The 18837-nt window shown below is 72.6% G+C and carries 16 protein-coding genes, 2 tRNA genes and 1 pseudogene; 10 read left to right on the forward strand and 9 right to left on the reverse strand.

What is annotated here, in order from left to right:
• Window positions 1–125: 125 nt before the first annotated feature.
• Window positions 126–551, reverse strand: coding sequence for a luciferase domain-containing protein (locus BTM25_RS05530; RefSeq protein ID WP_146058968.1), 426 nt, complete (start codon window positions 549–551; stop codon window positions 126–128).
• A gap of 618 nt (window positions 552–1169) precedes the next feature.
• Between BTM25_RS05530 and BTM25_RS05535 the strand changes: the two genes are divergently transcribed.
• Complete coding sequence (locus tag BTM25_RS05535) at window positions 1170–2102, forward strand: fumarylacetoacetate hydrolase family protein (protein WP_103561640.1); 933 nt, start codon at window positions 1170–1172, stop codon at window positions 2100–2102.
• 181 nt (window positions 2103–2283) lie between these two features.
• On the opposite strand, the gene BTM25_RS05540 is transcribed toward BTM25_RS05535, so the two are convergent.
• The gene (locus BTM25_RS05540; RefSeq protein ID WP_103561641.1) at window positions 2284–3177 is read right to left on the reverse strand and encodes a TIGR01777 family oxidoreductase; all 894 of its coding nucleotides are present in this window, start codon (window positions 3175–3177) and stop codon (window positions 2284–2286) included.
• A gap of 319 nt (window positions 3178–3496) precedes the next feature.
• On the opposite strand from BTM25_RS05540, the gene BTM25_RS05545 reads away from it, so the two are divergent.
• Window positions 3497–3571 (forward strand) — tRNA-Asp (locus BTM25_RS05545).
• Between the two features lie 38 nt (window positions 3572–3609).
• Window positions 3610–3683 (forward strand) — tRNA-Phe (locus BTM25_RS05550).
• Between the two features lie 214 nt (window positions 3684–3897).
• On the opposite strand, the gene BTM25_RS30875 is transcribed toward BTM25_RS05550, so the two are convergent.
• Window positions 3898–4179, reverse strand: coding sequence for a DUF6531 domain-containing protein (locus BTM25_RS30875; RefSeq protein ID WP_407923368.1), 282 nt, complete (start codon window positions 4177–4179; stop codon window positions 3898–3900).
• Window positions 4180–4283: 104 nt separating this feature from the next.
• On the opposite strand from BTM25_RS30875, the gene BTM25_RS05555 reads away from it, so the two are divergent.
• Together BTM25_RS05555 and BTM25_RS05560 are read left to right on the forward strand one after the other, a co-directional pair.
• Window positions 4284–6002 carry an adenylate/guanylate cyclase domain-containing protein gene (locus BTM25_RS05555; RefSeq protein WP_103562771.1) on the forward strand — a complete coding sequence of 573 codons (1719 nt, stop codon included), beginning with the start codon at window positions 4284–4286 and terminating at the stop codon, window positions 6000–6002.
• 114 nt (window positions 6003–6116) lie between these two features.
• Window positions 6117–7466, forward strand: a complete 1350-nt coding sequence (locus BTM25_RS05560; RefSeq protein ID WP_235828253.1) for a sensor histidine kinase — start codon at window positions 6117–6119, stop codon at window positions 7464–7466.
• A gap of 94 nt (window positions 7467–7560) precedes the next feature.
• Here the strand turns inward: BTM25_RS05560 and BTM25_RS29890 are convergent, their stop codons facing one another.
• On the reverse strand, window positions 7561–9030 hold the full coding sequence (locus BTM25_RS29890; protein ID WP_103561643.1) for a Crp/Fnr family transcriptional regulator: 1470 nt from the start codon (window positions 9028–9030) through the stop codon (window positions 7561–7563).
• Between the two features lie 730 nt (window positions 9031–9760).
• Here BTM25_RS29890 and BTM25_RS05570 point away from each other — a divergent pair.
• From BTM25_RS05570 to BTM25_RS30225, 4 genes and pseudogenes are all read left to right on the forward strand, one after another.
• A complete protein-coding gene (locus tag BTM25_RS05570; RefSeq protein ID WP_103561644.1) occupies window positions 9761–10633 on the forward strand; it encodes a helix-turn-helix domain-containing protein in 873 nt (290 codons plus the stop codon).
• Window positions 10634–10883: 250 nt separating this feature from the next.
• The gene (locus BTM25_RS05575; protein WP_103561645.1) at window positions 10884–11078 is read left to right on the forward strand and encodes a DUF397 domain-containing protein; all 195 of its coding nucleotides are present in this window, start codon (window positions 10884–10886) and stop codon (window positions 11076–11078) included.
• A gap of 327 nt (window positions 11079–11405) precedes the next feature.
• Window positions 11406–12518 (forward strand): annotated as a pseudogene (locus BTM25_RS30220) (FAD-binding oxidoreductase); the annotation flags it as partial.
• Between the two features lie 73 nt (window positions 12519–12591).
• Complete coding sequence (locus BTM25_RS30225; RefSeq protein WP_268877656.1) at window positions 12592–14073, forward strand: (Fe-S)-binding protein; 1482 nt, start codon at window positions 12592–12594, stop codon at window positions 14071–14073.
• Window positions 14074–14246: 173 nt separating this feature from the next.
• Here the strand turns inward: BTM25_RS30225 and BTM25_RS05585 are convergent, their stop codons facing one another.
• On the reverse strand, window positions 14247–14864 hold the full coding sequence (locus tag BTM25_RS05585; RefSeq protein WP_103561646.1) for an alpha-ketoglutarate-dependent dioxygenase AlkB: 618 nt from the start codon (window positions 14862–14864) through the stop codon (window positions 14247–14249).
• Window positions 14865–15110: 246 nt separating this feature from the next.
• Here BTM25_RS05585 and BTM25_RS05590 point away from each other — a divergent pair, with 246 nt between their 5' ends.
• Window positions 15111–16121, forward strand: coding sequence for a hypothetical protein (locus tag BTM25_RS05590; RefSeq protein WP_205647973.1), 1011 nt, complete (start codon window positions 15111–15113; stop codon window positions 16119–16121).
• Here the strand turns inward: BTM25_RS05590 and BTM25_RS05595 are convergent.
• From BTM25_RS05595 to BTM25_RS05610, 4 genes are read right to left on the reverse strand one after another with little or no spacing between them, the layout of a single operon-like run.
• Entirely contained in the window at window positions 16027–17439 is a 1413-nt protein-coding gene (locus BTM25_RS05595; protein WP_103561647.1) for a sensor histidine kinase, read from the reverse strand. The two genes, BTM25_RS05590 and BTM25_RS05595, sit on opposite strands and share 95 nt — an antisense overlap.
• Window positions 17436–18125, reverse strand: coding sequence for a response regulator transcription factor (locus BTM25_RS05600; RefSeq protein WP_103561648.1), 690 nt, complete (start codon window positions 18123–18125; stop codon window positions 17436–17438). The genes BTM25_RS05595 and BTM25_RS05600 overlap by 4 nt, the downstream gene beginning before the upstream one ends.
• A 44-nt stretch (window positions 18126–18169) precedes the next feature.
• Window positions 18170–18400, reverse strand: coding sequence for a hypothetical protein (locus tag BTM25_RS05605; protein ID WP_103561649.1), 231 nt, complete (start codon window positions 18398–18400; stop codon window positions 18170–18172).
• On the reverse strand, window positions 18379–18762 hold the full coding sequence (locus BTM25_RS05610; RefSeq protein WP_103561650.1) for a hypothetical protein: 384 nt from the start codon (window positions 18760–18762) through the stop codon (window positions 18379–18381). The genes BTM25_RS05605 and BTM25_RS05610 overlap by 22 nt, the downstream gene beginning before the upstream one ends.
• Window positions 18763–18837: the final 75 nt, after the last annotated feature.

The raw sequence follows: 18837 nt of genomic DNA on the forward strand, positions 1-18837 counted from the left end.
GTCAGTCCGCGCGACCGGACGAGAGCGTCCCGGCCGCGGCGCGGACGCAGGACGGCGCAGTGGCGCGACCGCGAACCACGCGGGACGCGGCGCGTCCGAGGTGCGCGACGTCGCGCCGGGACGGGCTAGGCGTGCGTGGCCAGCCCGGCCTCCAGCGAGGTCGCGCGGCTCCAGGCGACGCGCGGGCAGAGCGCATTCGGCCGGGCGCCGCGGGCGACCCGCAGGTGCGCCTTGATCGCCACGCTGGTCAGCGAGATCAGCAGTTCCAGGTCGGTCTCGCCGTACAGGGAGATCTCGACCCAGTCCGAGTCCGGCCGGACGCGGACGTTCTCGTGCCGCCACAGCGGCGGCCCCATCCGCTCGATGACCGGCCAGGTCAGGAACACCTCGGCGGCGTGCGCGTCGGGGAGGTGGACGATCTGCCGCTCGGCGATCGCGAGGGCGCGCCCCGAGCCGCAATCGGCCCGCCACAGCCGCAACGCGGGCCATGTCCGCAACTGCTCGACGGCGCGCCATGCAAGGGGTGTGTACGCCGTGGAAACGAGGCCCATGGGGCACAGGCTGACACCGTCCGGTGCCGCTGGCTACCGGGGCTGCCCGAATCGTTATCAACGCGTCCAGCCAACGGCCACCGAACGTTCAACCGGCCGCGCCGGAATGCGGGTTTCGGAAAGTCCTGTCCAGGGGTCATGTGTCCGAAACGGCCGTGATCTTTTTCACCGTTACCTACTCCGAAGTACGGAAAGGCGACCAACGTGCCTTGCCTCCGCCGCACCGGCGATCCGTACGCGCGCGGGCTCGCGGGGGGCGGCGTATGCGCGACGTCCACGTCCCCTGTCGCACATCGCGACCGACCCGACGACGGCACTTCCCCATTCGCCCGGCGGTCGTCCGCGTGGCCTGGGCGATCGCCGCGTAGACGGCCGCCCGACCGCTCATCAAGGCGTTTCAGCGGCCCGCTCTCAATGGACAGTTCCCGGCTCCTCACGACGAATCCAGACGGCGCGATCACAAGGTAATCCACGGACGAATTCCGTAAGGCGCGCTGCAACAAGAAGAACCGCCTAACGCTGGCCGGAATCGGACGGACAAGACCGTTGCGAAAGGCCCGCCCTCCGCCCGGCGAGGTTGAGAGACACTGGACGCAGACCGCCGAGGAGGGACCGCCTGTGAAGTTCGTCCGCTACGCCGAGGACCGGGCCGTCCGAGTAGGGGTCGTGGACGGAGACGTCGTCCGCACGATCGACGGGCTCTCGGACCTGCTCCCGCTCATCGAGGACGGCTCACTGCACACCGTCGGCGCGACCGCGCTACGGCACGGCGCAGGCGTCCCACTGGACGGGATCCTGCCGCTGTCCCCGATCGCCACGCCCCCGACCGTCCGGGACTTCTACGCGTTCGAGCAGCACGTACGCGCCGGCCGAGCCTCGCGCGGCCGGACGATCGACCCGGGCTGGTACGAGATGCCGGTCTTCTACTTCTCCAACCCGTACGCGGTGCTCGGCTGCGGCGACGTCCGGATGACCCCCGGCACCGAGGCCTTCGACTTCGAGCTGGAGGTCGCCGCGATCGTCGGCCGACCCGGCCGCGACCTGACCCCCGCCGAAGCCGAAGACCACATCGCCGGCTACTGCGTCCTCAACGACTGGAGCGGACGCGACGTCCAGCGTCGCGAGATGCGCCAGGCGATGGGACCGGTCAAAGGCAAGGACACCGCCACCGGCCTCGGCCCCTATCTCGTCACCCCGGACGAGATCGCCGACAGGAAGGAGGGCAACGGCCACCGCCTGGAGATGACGTGCACCATCAACGGCGTCCCGTACTCCCGAGCGCTGTGGTCCGACGTCTACTGGTCCTTCGCCGAAATGATCGCCTACGCTTCGCGCGGCACCGAGGTACGCCCCGGCGACGTGATCGGCTCAGGCACCTGCGGCACCGGCTGCATCCTGGAACTAGCCCAGACCCACGGCGCGGACGCCTACCCCTGGCTCAAACCAGGAGACGAGGTGGCCGCCACCATCGAAGCCCTGGGCACCCTCCACAACACGGTCATAGAAGCCGCGCCCATAACCCCCCTACGCCCGACCCCACCACCCGCCTAAACCCACCTCCGCCGAAAGCGGCGAACCCCACGAAAGCGCGAGCCGCCCGCGCACACTCGCGCGCCGGTACCGGCTCTCCGCTCACACGCTCGCCGCAGACCCAATACGCAGGGCCCGGCGAGCGGACGCCTGATCTCAGATCAGCGGGCCGACCTAGCCAGGCGTGCCCCACCGCCACGCGTCAGTCAGGCGCCGTGGTGACCTGGCGGATGACCTCCTGATGGGTGGGATGGGCGAACGCGAAACCGGACGCGAGGAGGCGCTCCGGCATGACGCGCTGGCTGGCGAGCACGCCCGTCCGAGCGAACTCGCCGAGAGCGAGCCACAGAGCGGGACCGGGCACCGGCAGCACCGCCGGACGGTGCAGCGCCCGGCCGAGCGCCGCGGTGACCTGCCGGTTGGTCACCGGATCCGGACACGCCAGATTCACCGGCCCCGACAGCGCCGAGGTATCAATGACATGCCGGATGGCCGCCACCTCATCGGCCAGCGAGATCAGACTCCAGTACTGCCGCCCGCCGCCCAACGGCCCGCCGAGCCCCAGACGGAACAGCGGCAGCATCCGCCCGAACGCGCCGCCGCGCGGAGAGACGACGAGCCCCGTGCGGATCCGGACGGTACGGATCCCCGCGTCCTCAGCAGCCCCGGCCGCGTCCTCCCAGTCACGGCAGACGCGCGCGAGAAAGTCGTCCCCCGACGGATCGTCCTCCGAAAGAACCCGATCGCCGGCATCGCCGTAATACCCGACCGCCGAACCGGAAACGAACACACGAGGCGGCTCATCCATACGAGCCAGCGCGCTCGCGAGCGTGGCCGTCCCACGCACACGGCTGTCGTAGATCGCGCGCTTATAAGCGGACGTCCAACGCCGCTCACCAACCCCGGCACCGGCAAGATGCACCACCGCGTCAACACCGGTCAGCGCCCCGACACGCCCCAAGGGATCCCAGCCGACCTCACCCACACGCCGAGGCTCACGCCGAACGAGCCGGACGACCTCATGCCCGTCCCCAGCCAAGCTCTCCGCCAACGCACCCCCGATCACCCCGGAAGCCCCGCTGACCGCAACCCTCATCCCCTCACGCTAACAACGACCACCCCTCACCTCCGAACACCGCACCAACAAACCCATGCCATCCCGACCCACCACCAGCGTCGCCCCCGCCACCCCATCAGTCGAACCAAGCCCGCCCCTGTGGATAACCAGCTCCCCACCGCCACGACGCCCCGGCCCAGGACCCGCCCACCACCTCCCTGACCTGCCCTTTTGTCCAGCCGGATATCGAGTTGGCGCAGGCAGCGAGCATCCCGTATGCTTTCGGACGTCGCCAGGGAAACGGCCCACGAGGACCGGCTCGGGCAACACCCCCGAGCGGCTAGACTCGGAAACGCAAGGTCCTGTGGAGCAGCTAGGAGTGCTCGCCACCCTGTCAAGGTGGAGGCCGCGGGTTCAAATCCCGTCAGGACCGCTCGACGTGCACACGTCACCGCGACGACCGCGCGTCCCGGGCAGGTAGCTCAGTCGGTACGAGCGTTCGCCTGAAAAGCGAAAGGTCGGCGGTTCGACCCCGCCCCTGCCCACACCTCAGAACAGCCAAAACGCCCCAAGCGATCATCGCTCGGGGCGTTTTTTATAGCAGCGTCCTCAGCCGAGCACATCCCCAGCTTCCGCAGCGCGGCATGTGGGCCGCGGCGCTCGTCCCAGGTCCGGCGGCTCGCTCCCGTGGGCCACGGACAGGTCTTGGACGAAGAGGACGTCGTTGGACGCGAGCAGTTGTATCGCTGAGAGTCATCGTCACCTCAACGGATCGAACGTCGAGTGTCGAGGCCCGGCCCACGACGGGCCGAAAAGGCGTCCTGCCCGGTAGGACGAGATGTGGGTGCGCTCCAGCACAAGCGGTAGGGCACCGGGCAGGGTGACGTGGTTCTGGGTGAGGAAAACCTTGCCGGTCACGATGCCGATCGGGTCGCCGCCTACGTGGGGGCCTGTCGGACGACGAACGGTAGTGGGTGGCGTGGTCGAAGTTGTGCGGGGCGGTTTTCCATAGGTGCGGGGAGGGAGTGTACGCCGGGTCATGCGGGTGGCACGCTTGCCGTGAGTTCTTCCAACGGAGGGAGATCGGCCATGCGGTGTGCTGCGGGAGCGGGCTGGACGGCGGCGCGGGCGTCCGGTCGGCGCGCATGACCGTCCGGCGTGTCGTCGGCGGTGGCACCGCGGGGTGGCACGCGGGTCGGGCGGCGGTGGCGCGGCATCTCGGCGCGCGGCTGGAGGAGCATCCGGGGTTGCCCCGGACGCTGCTCGAACTGCGCGTCCGGTGGGTTCTGCTGGTCGTCGTCGGGGTGGCGAACCTTGGCGGCGCGGTGGTCGTGCTGTTGTTCGCTGTGTTCGTCCTGCCTGATCCGTCATTGCCCGACCGCGACCACGCACGGCTGGTCAATACCGTCGCGTTCTTCGGCTATCCGCTGGTCGCCGCGCCGTTCGTGCTGGCGGCGGGGTTGCGGCTGTGGAAACCGGTCATCGCGCTCGTCCGGGAGGGGCGGGTCACCGACGCCGCGCAAGGTCGGGCCGTCCTGCTTGGCCCGCTGCGGCTCACCCTGCTCGTCGGCGGCCTGTGGACGCTCGGCGCCGCGGGCTGGGCGGTGCTCGACATCGTCCTGTTCGTCCCGGAACTCGCCGTCAAGACGGGGCTCACCTGCCTGCTCGGCGCCCTCACCACCTGCACGATCGTCTACCTGCTGTCGGAGCGGCTGCTGCGGCCCGCCGCCGCGCTCGTCCTGGCCGCCGGGCAGTCGCGCCGGATCCGGCTGCCGGGCGTCGTGACCCGCGCGATGCTCGCCTGGGCGCTCGGTACCGCCGTGCCGGTGTTCGGGTTGATCTGCGTCGGCGTCGCCGTGCTGTTCGGCCCGCCGATCAGTACGACGCAGCTCGCCCTCACGATGATCGTGCTCGCGGGCACCGCCATCCTCGTCGGGATGTGCGTCACGCTCATCGCCATCAAGGCCGTCGCCGATCCCATCACGACGGTCCGGACGGGCATGGCGCGGGTCGAACGCGGGGACCTCGATGCGCGGATCGACGTCTATGACGCCAGCGAAGTCGGGCAGCTCCAAGCGGGCTTCAACCACATGGTGGCGGGGCTGCGGCAGCACGAACGGCTCCGCGACCTGTTCGGGCGGCACGTCGGCGAGCAGGTCGCCGACCTCGCGCTGGAGAGCGACGGCATCGAGCTGGGCGGGGAGACGCGCGACGTCGCCGTCCTGTTCGTGGACCTCACCGGCTCCACCCGGCTCGCCGCGACCCACAGCCCGGACGAGGTCGTGGAGCTGCTCAACCGGTTCTTCGGCGTCGTGGTGGCCGCCGTCGGCGCGCACGGCGGATGGATCAACAAGTTCGAGGGCGACGCCGCGCTCGCGGTGTTCGGCGCGCCCCTCGAACTGGACGACGCGGCGGGCGGCGCGCTCGGCGCGGCCCGCGAGTTGCACCGGCGGCTGCGCGCCGAGGTCCCGCAGCTCGACTTCGGCGTCGGCGTCTCGGCGGGCACGGTCGTCGCCGGGTACATCGGAGCGGAGCAGCGGTTCGAGTACACGGTCATCGGCGACCCGGTGAACGAGGGCGCGCGGCTCAGCGACCTGGCCAAGACGGTGCCGGGCCGGGTGCTCGCCGCCGGGCACCTCCTCGACCTGGCCCACCTCGCCGAGGCGGAGGCGTGGGAGTGCGGCCGGTCGGTCACGCTGCGGGGACGCACGCGTCCGACGCGCCTGGCCGCGCCCGTGTCCGACGCGCAGGAATCGCGGCGGCCGCGCACGTGGGTGCCGAAACCCCGCGTCCCCCGGATGCTGCGGCGCCCGCCGGGGGAGGACGGCGATCCTGACGATGAACCGCCCGCCGCGCCCGTCTGAACAGCGCGCCACGAGGGGCCGGAAACAATTCTTTGCCCCCTCTTGTTCGGTGTGCGCCCGTTCTGGGACCGCCGATGTGCCCGCCAGGTGATTACCTCACCCACGGGAGGACGGGTGATCGAACGGCGAGCATGGTCGATACGGCTGCGGATGACGCTGCTGGCCACCCTTGTCTCCGCCCTCGTGTGCGGCGGAGTGGCCGCCCTGATCGTCGCGACGGCCCGGCAGCACGACGAGGACCGGCGGCACGAGCGTGCCGTCGTGGCCGCGCTGCGCATCCAGTCCGAGGTCGAGCAGGACCATCTGGCCGCGCTCGCGTCCGGACGCCTCCCGCCCGCGCTGTTCCAGGTCGTGGACGCGGGTGGGCGCGTCGCCGCGTCCGGCGGCCTCATCCGGGGCGCGCCGCGCATCGCGTCGTTCGCGCCGCGCGCCGGCGAGGTCTACACGGCCCGTCGCCTGTGCTCGCCGGTGGGGATCCACGGCTGCGTCGAGGTGGTGGCGTTCCGCGTCCGGCACGCCGGCGACACGTGGACGGTCTACGTCGCCCACCTGCTGACCCCCTGGTACGTGCGTCCACGGATCCCGCTGCTCGCCCTCGGCATCGCGATGATCATCGTCGGCGCGACGGCCTTCCTCACCTGGCGCACCGTCAACCGGACGCTCGCCCCGGTCGGCGCGATCCGCACCGAACTCGCCGAGATCACCGCTAAGTCGTCGGGACGGCGCGTGCCCGTCCCGCACAACCACGACGAGATCCGGCTGCTCGCCGAGACCGTCAACGCCACCCTGGACCGGCTCGACGGCGCGCTGGAGAAGCAGCGGCGCTTCACCTCCGACGCGTCGCACGACCTGCGCAGCCCGATCACGGCGGCGCGGACCCAGATCGAGGAGGCGCTGCTCGCCCCCGACGAGATGGACTGGGTGGAGGTCGCGCACGGCGTCCTCAACAGCCTCGAACGGCTCCAGGCGATCGTCACCGACCTGCTCGAACTCGCGCGGCTCGACGCGGGCAACGGCCCGAACCGGGAGGTCGTGGACCTCGCCGCGCTGGTCTCGATCGAACTCGGCCGGGCCGAGCGCACCAAGGAGGTCGTCCCGCACCTGGCGATGGACGTGACGGTGCGCGGCGAGCGGCTGCGGCTGTCCCGGCTGCTGACGAACCTCCTCGACAACGCCGAACGGCACGCCGAGTCGCGCATCGAGGTCCGGGTGCGCGCCGAGGGCGACACCGCCGTGCTGGAGGTCCAGGACGACGGGGACGGCATCGCGGAGAAGAACCGCGAGGTCGTGTTCGAGCGGTTCGCGCGGCTCAAGGCGTCGCGGGAGAAGGACGCCAACGGGACGGGCCTCGGCCTGCCGATCGCACTGCAGATCGCACGCGCCCACGGCGGGACGCTCCGGATCGAGGACAGCCCGAAGGGCGCCCGTTTCGTCCTGCGCCTCCCGAAGGCGGCGCGGCCCTGAGGGCGCCTGCGGGTCCGCTCCGCGCGACGGGCGGGCGGCCCGGGATGAGCGGCGGCGCGGGCGCTCCCCTCTCGCCCCGCGCCGGCCGGGCGGGTCAGACCCGGTCGCCGGCCCCGGTGGACGCGCCCCACAGCCGCATCCACGCGGTCATCTTCGACTCCTTGACCCGGACGGGGACGCGCTGGAACCACGGCCCGCCGCCCTCGGCGAGGATCGCGTCGTAGACGAACTCGGACGTGATGAAGCCGAGGTCGGCGCCGGTGCCGGCCATCTGCTTCTTGAGCACCGGGGCGTCGAGCATCCGCGCGGTCCGGATGATCGCGAGCCCGGACATGCCCTCGGCGTCGGGGTAGACCTGGCCGATGTTCATCGCCACCCGGAGCTGGACGGTGAACGCGGCGCTGGACCGGTGGTTGTGGCGGCGCAGCGCGTCCGCCAGCAGCGGCAGCAGCGGGCTGACCAGGGCGCGCGGCGGGATCTCCGCCGGGACGACGATGAACGCGCCGTCGCCCCGGTCCTCGTGGTAGCAGGCCGCCCACGGGACGCCCGACGCCGTGAAGCCCGCGCGCAGCATGTCGTACATGATGTGCCGCACGTGGTAGCGGTCCTCGTCGGTGCGGTGCGGGCCGCTGAACCCGGCGACGTCGGTGAACAGGATCGCGCACATGCGCCCGGCCCAGCCCGACGGGTCGGCCATCGGCCGCGGCGCCGCGCCGCCGTCCAGCGCGGACGGTCCGGCTCCGGCCTCGACCACGGCGTACCGCGCGGTCAGACCGGGGACCACGCCGTCGTCGGCCGGCGCGGGGGCGGGCGGCGCGGCGTGCGGACCGGTGTCGGACGGCGTGTTCGGGTCGTAGTGGTCGCCGAGCCGCCACCCGTCGCGCGGTGCCGGGTAGGGGCGGGTCGGCTCGCCGTCCGTGTCGTCCTCGACCAGGTCCGGCAACGCGAGCGGCCAAGTCGAGCTGTGCCCGGCGCCCGCGACGCACTCGTCGCCGAGCCGGTTGGCCGCCGGAAGCCCCGGGATCGGACGCGTCGCGACGTGCACGTCGTCGCCGGAGTCGGGCAGCGCGACGCCGCCGGGGTGCTGGATCGTCAGCCGGACCCGGGTGAGCCGTCCGGGCGCGTTCTCGCCGAGCCGCGCGTACATCTGCCGTTCCAGCACGCCGTGCAGCCGCGCGTGGACGGACAGGAACGCCGCGAACAGACCCGCTGGAACCCGCAGCATCCGCACCTGCTCCAGGGTGACGACGCCCGCGGACCGGGTGCGCCGCCCCAGCTCGGCACGTTCCCCGATGAGGCTGCCCGCGCCCCTGACGGCGAGGGTCCGGCGGCATCCGTCACGTTCCACCCACACGCGGACGCTGCCCCTGAGGATGACGAGCGCGTGGTCGGCGAGCGCGCCCTCCTCCCAGAGGACGCGGTCGGCGGGCATGTCGACGTGATCGGACAGGCTGGACAGCTCGTGCCGCTCCTGGGCGGTGAGCGCGTCCCAGAACGTCGGCTCGACGGCCCGGTCGTCCGGCGGCGGTGTCACGCCCCGCCGCGGGCGCTCCGACGTCACCACCGGGATCTCCGCGCCGGTGGGACGGTGTGAAAGTCATTGTTCATGTCGAGAACCCCTGTCTCGAAACGGCCGCCGTCCGTTCCCTCCGTCCGCTGGTCCCCGGGCGTCCGGGAGGGGGCGCCGGAATCGGCGACACATCACCTATGGCCTGTTCCGCGTGGGCGCGGTTAGACTTGGTGAGTCCGCAGGCCGCGTTTTTCCCGGTCAGCGAGGTTCCGGCGATGACGCTCGCCGTACTTTCCGCAGCCGGGTGAAAACGCGTCCTCGGCCTCCGCAGGAGCCGTCCTCCGCCCATTCCTTGATCCGCCGGACCGTGAAATCGGTGATCGAGGAGGGACGGGGGGCGGCTCTTTCGCATGTGGCGCGGGGTGTGGTTCGGGGGGTTGATCGTCTTCGGTACTCCTATCCGGCCGGTTCGAGTTACCGGACGGCCTGGGCTTCTCCAGTATGACCCTCACAGTAGCATGTCAAACTGTGCCCAGGCAGTCTGTCGGATGCTAATCTGCTAGGTGTCATTCTCCTTCATGGACGTCGGCTACCCAGCTCACTGCGAGGTTTAAACCATGCGTTCACCGTCGTGGTTCCGAGCGTTCGAGCCGCCGGTCCGTGATCGCGCACCGCCGCACCTGCCGGAGTGACGCCCTCAACCCCGACAGCACGCACGGCGCCAGGTGGCAGTCGACCAGTTGGCATCGCGGCGTCCTTCCACTACCTGGAGTAACGATCCACAATGGCGACTGACCAGGGGCCTGTGGTCCAGAGCGCGCAGCTGCGCACGGAACTCGTCCAGCTCCGCAAGGAGAAGGGGCTCACGCAGGAGCAGGTCGCGCACGAACTCGACTGGAGCACCTCGAAGATCATCCGCATCGAGGGGGGCAGGAACGCGGTCTCGCGCACCGATCTCCAGGCGCTGCTCCTCAAGTACGACGTGACGTCCGAAAGCAGACAGGAAAAGCTGCAGTCCCTGGCCCGGGGGGCACGGGAGCCGGCATGGTGGGCCCCCTTCCGGGGGGATTTCTCGGAGAGCTACATCAACTTGGTCGGATACGAGGCGGGGGCCGCGGTCATCCGGCACTTCCAGGGGTCGATCATTCCCGGATTGCTCCAGACGCCCGAGTACGCCGAGGTGATCGCGGCCGGAGTCGTCGGCCCGGTGCGGGTCGGCACGGTCGTCAAGATGCGGATGGAACGGCAGCGCCACATGGCCGACCGCGAGAACCCGCCGCGCCGGTACTTCGTGCTCGACGAGGCGACGATCCGCCGCCATGTCGGCATCATGGTCGACCCGGGGATCATGCCGCGGCAGCTCCGGAAGATCGCCGACGAGGTGGAGTCCGACGATCGGCTGACCGTCCGCGTCATCCCCTTCTCGATCGGCTCGCACAAGGGCGTGGAGAGCACGTTCACGCTCATGGAGTTCGATTCCAGTCTGAGCGACGTCCTCTATCTGGAGGGCGGCCGGGCGGCGAGCGCCCTGTTCGTCGGCGACGAGGACCGGGTCGCCAACTACCGGGACGCTTTCGAGGAACTCCTCGAACTGTCGCTCTCCGCCGAGCGTTCCGTCGCGCTGCTGCGCGAGGCGGCCGACCAGCTCATGGCCTGACCGCGACACTCGGCCCGCGAGGAGGTGGGAGCCCCGACCAGCCCAAAAGCCGCTCGGCCGCATAGCGACGAACTGATCTTGTGGTGGGCCATAGGCGGGAGAACCTCGACCGCCTACACTCGTGGACGAGAAATCATCCACAAGGTCGTGGTTTGCTGCGCCCTGCCTGAATCCGACCTTGTGGATGTTGGTCACTCGGTCGCCGCGTCGGGCGGGGCCAGCCCGCCATCGACGGATGGAGGGTCGCCGGATGGTCGAACAGAGCAAGGACGTTTCCAGGCTCGCTTGGCGCAAGTCCACCTGGAGCGATGAAAATGATTGCGTCGAGGCCGCGCGGTGCGAGGCTTCGGTTTTGGTGCGTGATTCACGGAATGTCCTCGGTGGAGTTCTTGAGGTTTCCGTCCCGCAGTGGCGTGATCTGCTGCGGTCCCTTCGCGGTGCGTGACCGCGTGACCGGGGCCGGTACGGCTGGTGCTCCGGCTCGTCCGGCCGTCTTCGGTCCGCGGTGACGGTTCCGGGTCGATAAGCCTCCCGCCGCACGGACGACCGGGGGTCCCGGTACGTTCCGGACCCCCGGCGCGCGCGATCCGGCCGGACGGCCGGCGCCTACCCTGGACGCGTGGACGATCTCGCGACCCGGCTCGCGGCGGCGCTGCCCGGCGTCCTGCGGACCGACCTCACGACCCGGGCCGCGTACACCTCCGACGCGTCCCTCTACCGCAGGCTCCCCGCCGCCGTGGCCGAACCGCGCGACGCCGGTGACCTGGCCGCAGTGCTCGCGCTCGCCGCGGACGAAGGGCTGCCCGTCACGCCGCGCGGCGGCGGCACGTCCATCGCCGGGAACGCGATCGGTTCCGGCATCGTCGTGGACGTCTCGCGGCATCTCGACGCCGTCCGGTCCGTGGACCCGGAGGCCCGGACGACGGTGGTGCGGCCCGGCGCCGTCCTGGACGACCTGCGCGCCGCCGCCGGACGCCACCGCCTGACCTTCGGCCCCGACCCGTCGAGCCATTCCCGCTGCACGCTCGGCGGAATGATCGGCAACAACGCGTGCGGATCGCACAGCGTGGCCTGGGGCGTGACGGCGGCGAACGTCGAGTCCGTCCGGCTGATGCTCGCCGACGGCCGCGAGCTCCACGCCCGGCGCGGCACGAGCGGCGACGCGCGCACCGACGCGGAGCTGATCCGGCTCCGCGACGCCCACCTCGGCCCGCTGCGCACCGAACTCGGCCGGTTCAGCCGCCAGGTCGCGGGCTACGGTCTGCACCACCTTCTCCCCGAGAACGGGTTCGACGTCGCGAAGGCGCTAGTCGGCGCCGAGGGGACGCTCGGTTTCGTCACCGAGGCGACCGTCAAGCTCGTCGCGGCCCCGAAAGCGCGGGCGCTCGCGGTGCTCGGCTTCCCCGACGTCTTCGCCGCCGCCGCGCTCGCTCCCGTCGCCGTCCGCGCGGGAGCGTTGACGGTCGAAGGCATGGCGTCCGACCTGCTCACGGCGTTGCGGAGCCAGCCGGGCCGGAGCGGAGCGGGCGCGGACCTGCCGCCGGGCGGTGGCTGGCTGTACTGCGAGGCGGGCGGCGACACGGCCGCGGAGGCGCGCGAGGCGGCGGAGGCGATCGCGGCGCGCGTCCGCGCCGAGGCGTCCGGCATGACGGCGGTCGTCGTGGACGATCCGGCGCGGACGCGGGCACTCTGGTGGATCCGCGAGGCGGGCGCCGGCATCGTGACCCGGCTGCCGGACGGCGGCGAGGCATGGCCCGGCTGGGAGGACTCGGCCGTCCCGCCGGACCGGCTCGCCGACTACCTGCGCGACCTGTACGCGCTGATGCGCGAGCACCGGCTGCGGGGCGTCCCGTACGGCCACTTCGGCGAGGGCTGCCTGCATCTGCGGCTCGACTTCGCGCTCGGCGACGCGCCGGGCGTCGCGCGGTACCGGGCGTTCATGGCGGCGGCGGCGGACGATCGTCGCGGCGCACGGCGGGACGGTCTCGGGCGAGCACGGCGACGGGCGGGCGCGCTCGGAACTGCTGCCGACGATGTACTCGCCGGAACTGCTGCGGGCGTTCGCGGCGTTCAAGCACGTCTTCGACCCGGACGACCGGTTCAACCCGGGCGTCATCACGAACCCGGAACCGCTCGACGCGGGCCTGCGCCCCGGGCCGGGCCGGGACGCGCTGCCGATCTCGCCCGCGCACGCCCTGACCCGCGACGGCGGTTCGTTCGCGGCGGCCGTCCACCGCTGCGTCGGCGTCGGATCGTGCCGCGACCTGCGCGGAGGCGCGATGTGCCCGTCGTTCAAGGCCACCCGCGACGAGGTCCACTCCACGCGCGGCCGCGCCCGCGTCCTCGCCGAACTGCTGCGCGGCGAGACGCTGCCGGACGGCTGGCGGTCGGAGGAGGCCCGGGACGCGCTCGACCTCTGCCTGTCCTGCAAGGCGTGCGCGAGCGACTGCCCGGTCAACGTGGACATGGCGACGTACAAGGCGGAGTTCCTGCATCGCCACCACGCGGGACGGGTCCGTCCGCTCGCGCACTACTCGATGGGCTGGCTGCCGGTCTGGGCGCGGGTCGCGACGGCCGTGCCGGGGGCGGGCGCGCTGCTCGCCCGGCGTCCGGTCGCGGCCGTGGCGAAGCGGCTGGCCGGCGTCGAGCCGCGCCGCGAGATGATCCGCTTCGCGCCGCGGACGTTCCGGAGCTGGTTCCGCGAACGTCCGGCGGCCGGCGCGGGACGTCCGGTCGTCCTGTGGCCGGACACCTTCACCGACCACATCGAGCCCGGAGTGGGACGCGCGGCCGTCGAGGTCCTGGAAGCGCTCGGACACCGGGTGCTGGTGCCGCCCGGACGCGTCTGCTGCGGGCTGACCTGGCACTCCACCGGGCAGCTCGGGGTGACGCGGCGCGTGCTGCGGCACACGCTCGACGTCCTCGGCCCGGCGTTGGACGCCGGTCTGCCGATCGTCGGCCTGGAGCCGTCCTGCACGGTGATGCTCCGGGACGAGGCCCGCGAACTGCTTCCGGACGACCCGCGCGCCGCCGCGCTCGGCGGGCTCGTCACGACCCTGGCGGAGATCGTCGCCGGTCATGACGGAGACTGGCCGTTCACCGAGCTGGACGCGTCCGCTGTCGCGCAGGTCCACTGCCACCAGGAGGCGAAGGGGACGTACGCGCCGGACCTGGCCGTGTTCGAACGCCTCGGCGTCCGTCCGGACGTCATCGGTTCCGGCTGCTGCGGGCTCGCCGGGAACTTCGGCTTCGAGCCGGGCCACTGGGACGTCTCGCAGGCGTGCGCCGAGCGGGAGCTGTACCCGAAGGTCCGCACGGCGGCGGACGGCGCGCTCGTCCTCGCCGACGGCTTCTCCTGCCGCACCCAGATCGCCCAGGGAACGCCGCGTCGCGCCCTGCACCTCGCCGAGGTTCTGCGCGGCGCGCTGCCCGATCGGTGAACAATCGCCGGGCCGGGCGTCTCCTCGGTCAGATTCCGTCAAGCGCCGGACGCCCGCGAACGCGGCCCGTCAGTATGTGAGCGCGGCCCGTCATCGACGGTGCCACAGCCGCCGGCCGGGAGCCGCCGACGACCCCTCGGCCCCCGGCCGGCTGTATTTTCCGCTCGCCTCGGTCAACTGACGTTGGCCGGACGGAACTGGATGCTCACGCGGGGGCCGAGCGGACGGGCGCTCTTCGGGATCGCGTGCTCCCAGGTCCGCTGGCAGCTTCCGCCCATCACCAGCAGGTCGCCGTGGCCCGGTTCGTACCGGCGCGCGGGGCCGCCCGACCGGGGGCGCAGCAGCAGTGGACGCGGCGTCCCGAGCGAGACGATCGCGACCATCACGTCCTCATGGCGCCCCCGGCCGTACCGGTCGCCGTGCCAGGACACGCTGTCGCGATGGTCGCGGTAGAGGCACAGCCCGGCCGTGGCGAAAGGCTCGCCCAACTCCTCGGCGTAGTGCTCGTCCAGCAGCCGCTTCATCTCGGCGAGCGCAGGGTCGGGCAGCGGCGCGCCCGCGCGGTAGAAGGCGAGACGACGCGGCACCGCGACGACCCGGTCGTACATGCGGCGTTGTTCGTCCCGCCACGGAACGGTCTCCACCAGCCGCTGGAAGAGCGCGTCGGCGCCGCTGATCCAGCCCGGCCGCAGGTCGATCCAGGCGCCGTCGGTCAGCGGGACGCGCCGCACCGACGAGCCCAGAGACCCGACACCGACCTCATCGGCATCCAGAAGTGACGCTTGGAACATAGACCCCAGGCTACCCACCGAGTCAAACATGTGTTCGATTCGCGGCGGTGCCCGTGCGACACCCGGTGCCCCACGGGGGAGGGCACCGCGGTGCCGAGGGGACGGGCCGGATGAACACCCGGTCATGACCCGTCCCGTCGATCGAAGATGACGGGGGTGCCGCTGTCAAGATTCCCCCGGGAGAGGGAAACGGACACGACGTGCGGGGGAGGCTCAAAGCCTTGCCCGGCGGGCATCGTGGGCGCCATGGCGGTGACGAGAACGGCCGGTGCGGCGCTGGTCGGGGCGGTTTTCTACGGCGGCGTCCGCGTGTACTGGAACGCGGGGCACTTCCCCGGCCGGATGTCGCCGGTCGGGCCGGACCTGGTCACGATCAGCGGCTGGGGCTCGGTGGCGCTGTGCCTCGCGGCGGCGCTGGCGGTCGCGGCGACGGGCACGCGGCTGCCGCGTCCGCTCGTGGTCGCCGCGGGCTGGGGGACGGCGGCGGCGCTGGCGGGGGCCGCCGCGATGCTGCTGCTCGACGTCGTCGGGGGCGTCCTGCCGGGCCTCGGCATCGCGTTCTACCCGGTCGGCGCGCTGAGCCGGGCGGCGTGCGCGGCCGCGGCGGTGCTCGTGGCGCGGACGACGCTGCTCTACCAGCGCCGCACCAGGCCGGGCCGCCGTCTGCTCGCACCGCTGGAACGCACGCCGGGCTGGGCGTACGTCGCGGCGTACGCGGCGATGGGGGGATGCCTCACCCGGATCGGCGCGCAGGCGTGGGTGGGATTCGACGAGACGCCGCTGGCGTCGGGCGTCTCGGCGGCGCTGTTCGAGGCCGGGTTCCTGCTCGGCGGGACGCTGCTGCCCGCCGCGCTCGTCCACCGCTTCGGCCGGGTGTGGCCGCGCCGGGTGCCGGGCGCGGCCGGACGGCGCGTGCCGCGCCCGCTCGTGCTGTGGCCCGGAGCGGCGATCTCCGCCGGGCTCGTCGTGTACTTCGGCGTGATGACGGTCCAGATGGTCGGGGAGCGCCTGCGCGGCCGCAATCCGTTCCCGCCCGGCGACGGCCTGGACCTGCCCGAGACGTTCTTCTGGATCGCCGTCCCCGGCTACCTGCTGTGGGGCCTCGGCATGGCCGTCGCGGCCTTCGCCTACGCCCGCACGTCCGCGCCGGGAGAACGCGGCGTCAGCGCAGCCACGACGCCGGATCGCCGCCGGGCTCCGGTGAACGCGGAAGACGGACGTCGAACACGGCCCCCGGGCCGTCCGGCGGCGCGGTGACGGCGATCGTCCCGCCGTGCAGCCCGACCTGCTGCGCCACGAGCGTCAGGCCGAGTCCCGACCCCGGACTGCCGGGCCGCCGCCGGAACCGGTCGAAGACCGTCCGCCGGGCGGGCTCGGGAACGCCCGGCCCGTGGTCGCGGACGCGCAGCGCCAACCCCTCCGGCGATTCGGTCAACGTGACCTCGATCGCTGCTCGGCCGTCCGCGCCGACGCCGTGGACGGCCGCGTTGTCGATCAGGTTGTCCAGGATCATCCGGAGCCCCTCGGGCCAGCCGCGCACCGTCCCGGCGTCCGGGACGTCGACGGTGATCGAAGCGCCGTGGTGACGGCGGCGCGCGTCCTCGACCGACGCCTCGACGAGATCGGGCAGATCGACGGCGGCGAGGCTGCGCGGGTCCAGCAGCTCACCGCGGGCGAGCTGCCGCAGCATGGTGATCAGCCGGTCCATCCGGGCGTGCTCGGCGGCGAGGTCCGCGACGACCTCGGCGCGGTCGGCGGCGCTGATGCCCGGATGGTTCACCAGGCCGAGGTTGGTCCCCATGCTGGTCAACGGCGTGCGCAGCTCGTGGGCCGCGTTGGCGGCGAACGCCCGGGCCGTCTCCAGCGCCGCGCCCGTGCGGCGCACCGCGTCGTCGCCGCGCTCCAGCAGGTCGTTGACGAGACGCGCCAGCTCGTCCACCTCCACGGTCCCGGACGCGGTCGCGAGCCGCCGCCCCGCGCCGGGCGAGCGGCCGATCGCCGCGGCCTGCCCGCGCAGGACGGTCAGCGGACGCACCGCGAACCGCGCCAGCCCGAAGCCGGCCAGCGCGCCGGCGCCGGCGGCCGCGAGCGTGATCGCGATCAGGCGCCGCCGCAGCAGCGTGATCCGCGCGCTCACCCGGCTCTCCGGCTCGAACACCCACAGGCGGCCGACGTTGCCGCGCGCGCCGAGGTCGGTGGCGACGAACCGCCAGCGCCGCCCGCCGGACACGATCGTCGCCGGGCCGGCTCCTTCGGGACGGACGCCCGGCACGCTCCCGACGAGCAGCGGCTCGCCGACGCGCGGCACCAGGGACACGCCGCCGGAGCCGTCGTCGCCCGCCGCCCCGCTCACCCGCTGCTGCGCGCGCTCGGGGGGCGACATCGGCGTCCGCCGGGACTTCTGCGCGTAGGTCGTCGCGGTCGGGACGAGCCCCTGCAACCGGACGGCGAGCTGCCGGTCCCGTTCGGCCTTCAGGTCGTGGGAGGCGAGCCGCAGGACGAGCAGCCCGGCCAGCAGCACCAGCACCGGCACGAGCACCGCCGTGATCACGGAGAACCGGGTGGTCAGCCTCATGCGCCGGCCTCCCGCAGGACGAACCCGACGCCGCGCACGGTGTGGATCATGCGCGGTGTCCCGTCCGTCTCCAGCTTGCGCCGCAGGTAGCCGACGAAGGTGTCCACGGCGTTGCTGGTGACCTCGAAGTCGTAGCCCCACACGCGGTCCAGCAGCACCGAGCGGGACAGGACGATCCCCGCGTTGCGCGCCAGCGTCTCCAGCAGGGCGAACTCGCGGCGCGTCAGCTCGACGGGTCGTCCGCCGGCCGTCACCCGGCGCGTGTCGGGGTCGAGGACGAGGTCCCCGACGCGGACGAGCCGTCCCGGCGCGGGCCCGGCGCGCCGCAGCAGCGCCCGCAGCCGCAGCGCCAGCTCGGTCAGGTCGAACGGCTTGACCACGTAGTCGTCGGCGCCCGCGGCCAGGCCCGCGACCCGGTCGGCGACCTCGTCCAGCGCCGACAGCATGAGGATCGGGACGTCCACGCCGCGTTCCCGCAGCGTCCGGCAGACCTCGATCCCGGACAGGTCGGGCATCGAGACGTCCAGCACGATCGCCTCGGGCGGTGTCCGCTCGGCGGCGGCCAGCGCGCCGCGTCCGCCGTCCGCGCTCTCCACGCCGAAGCCCTCCAGGGCCAGGCCCCGGCGCAGAGCGCGCAGGATCGCCGGGTCGTCATCGACGGCGAGAATCCGGTACGGCGCGTTCACGACACTCCTGACCTGCGGCGACGACCATCAGGGTGCCACAGGGTTCACGGTTGGTCGGCCATCTCGCGTTCGCCCTGCTGCGCGGCGGTTTCGGCGTCGTTCACGGCCTTCTGCAACTCGGGCGGGACCTGGTCCGTGCGAGCGGCCGGGCCGTGGCTCGGCGGCGCCGCGTCGGGGCCGCCGCCCGTCCCGCACGCCGCGACCGGACCGGCCGCGAGCGCGAGGACGAGGGCGGCCCGCGCCGCGCGGCGCGCTACTTCTGCGTCGCGCACCACGTCTGCGCCTTCGTCAGGCCCTGGTCGCGGAGCTTGAGGACCGCGAGCCGGTTCTGGCGCAGCGCGATCCGCTGGTCGATCAGCGCGGCCCGCTGCGGGTTCTTGGTCCGGACCTTGTCCGCGCGGGCTTGCAGCCAACGCACCGATCCCCGCTGGTCCGGCCCGCCCGAGATACGGCCGGTCAGCTTGTCGACGCGCTTGGAGACCCGGTCCACACGCGCGCAGAACTTCGCGACGTGCTTCGCCGTCTTCGGCGCGGCGGTCGGCTTGGCGGTGGGACCGGTGTCGGCGACCGCCACCCCGCTCGTCCCGGTGAGGACGAGCGCGAGCGCGGCCCCCGCCAGCAACGTCTTGCGTGCCATGTCGAAACCTCCGTGTCGGTCGGAACAACGGTGACGGTAGGAGGCTTCTTTGGCAGAACTCTGTGGGCGGACGGG

This window comes from Actinomadura rubteroloni (assembly GCF_002911665.1).
Classification (GTDB): domain Bacteria; phylum Actinomycetota; class Actinomycetes; order Streptosporangiales; family Streptosporangiaceae; genus Spirillospora; species Spirillospora rubteroloni.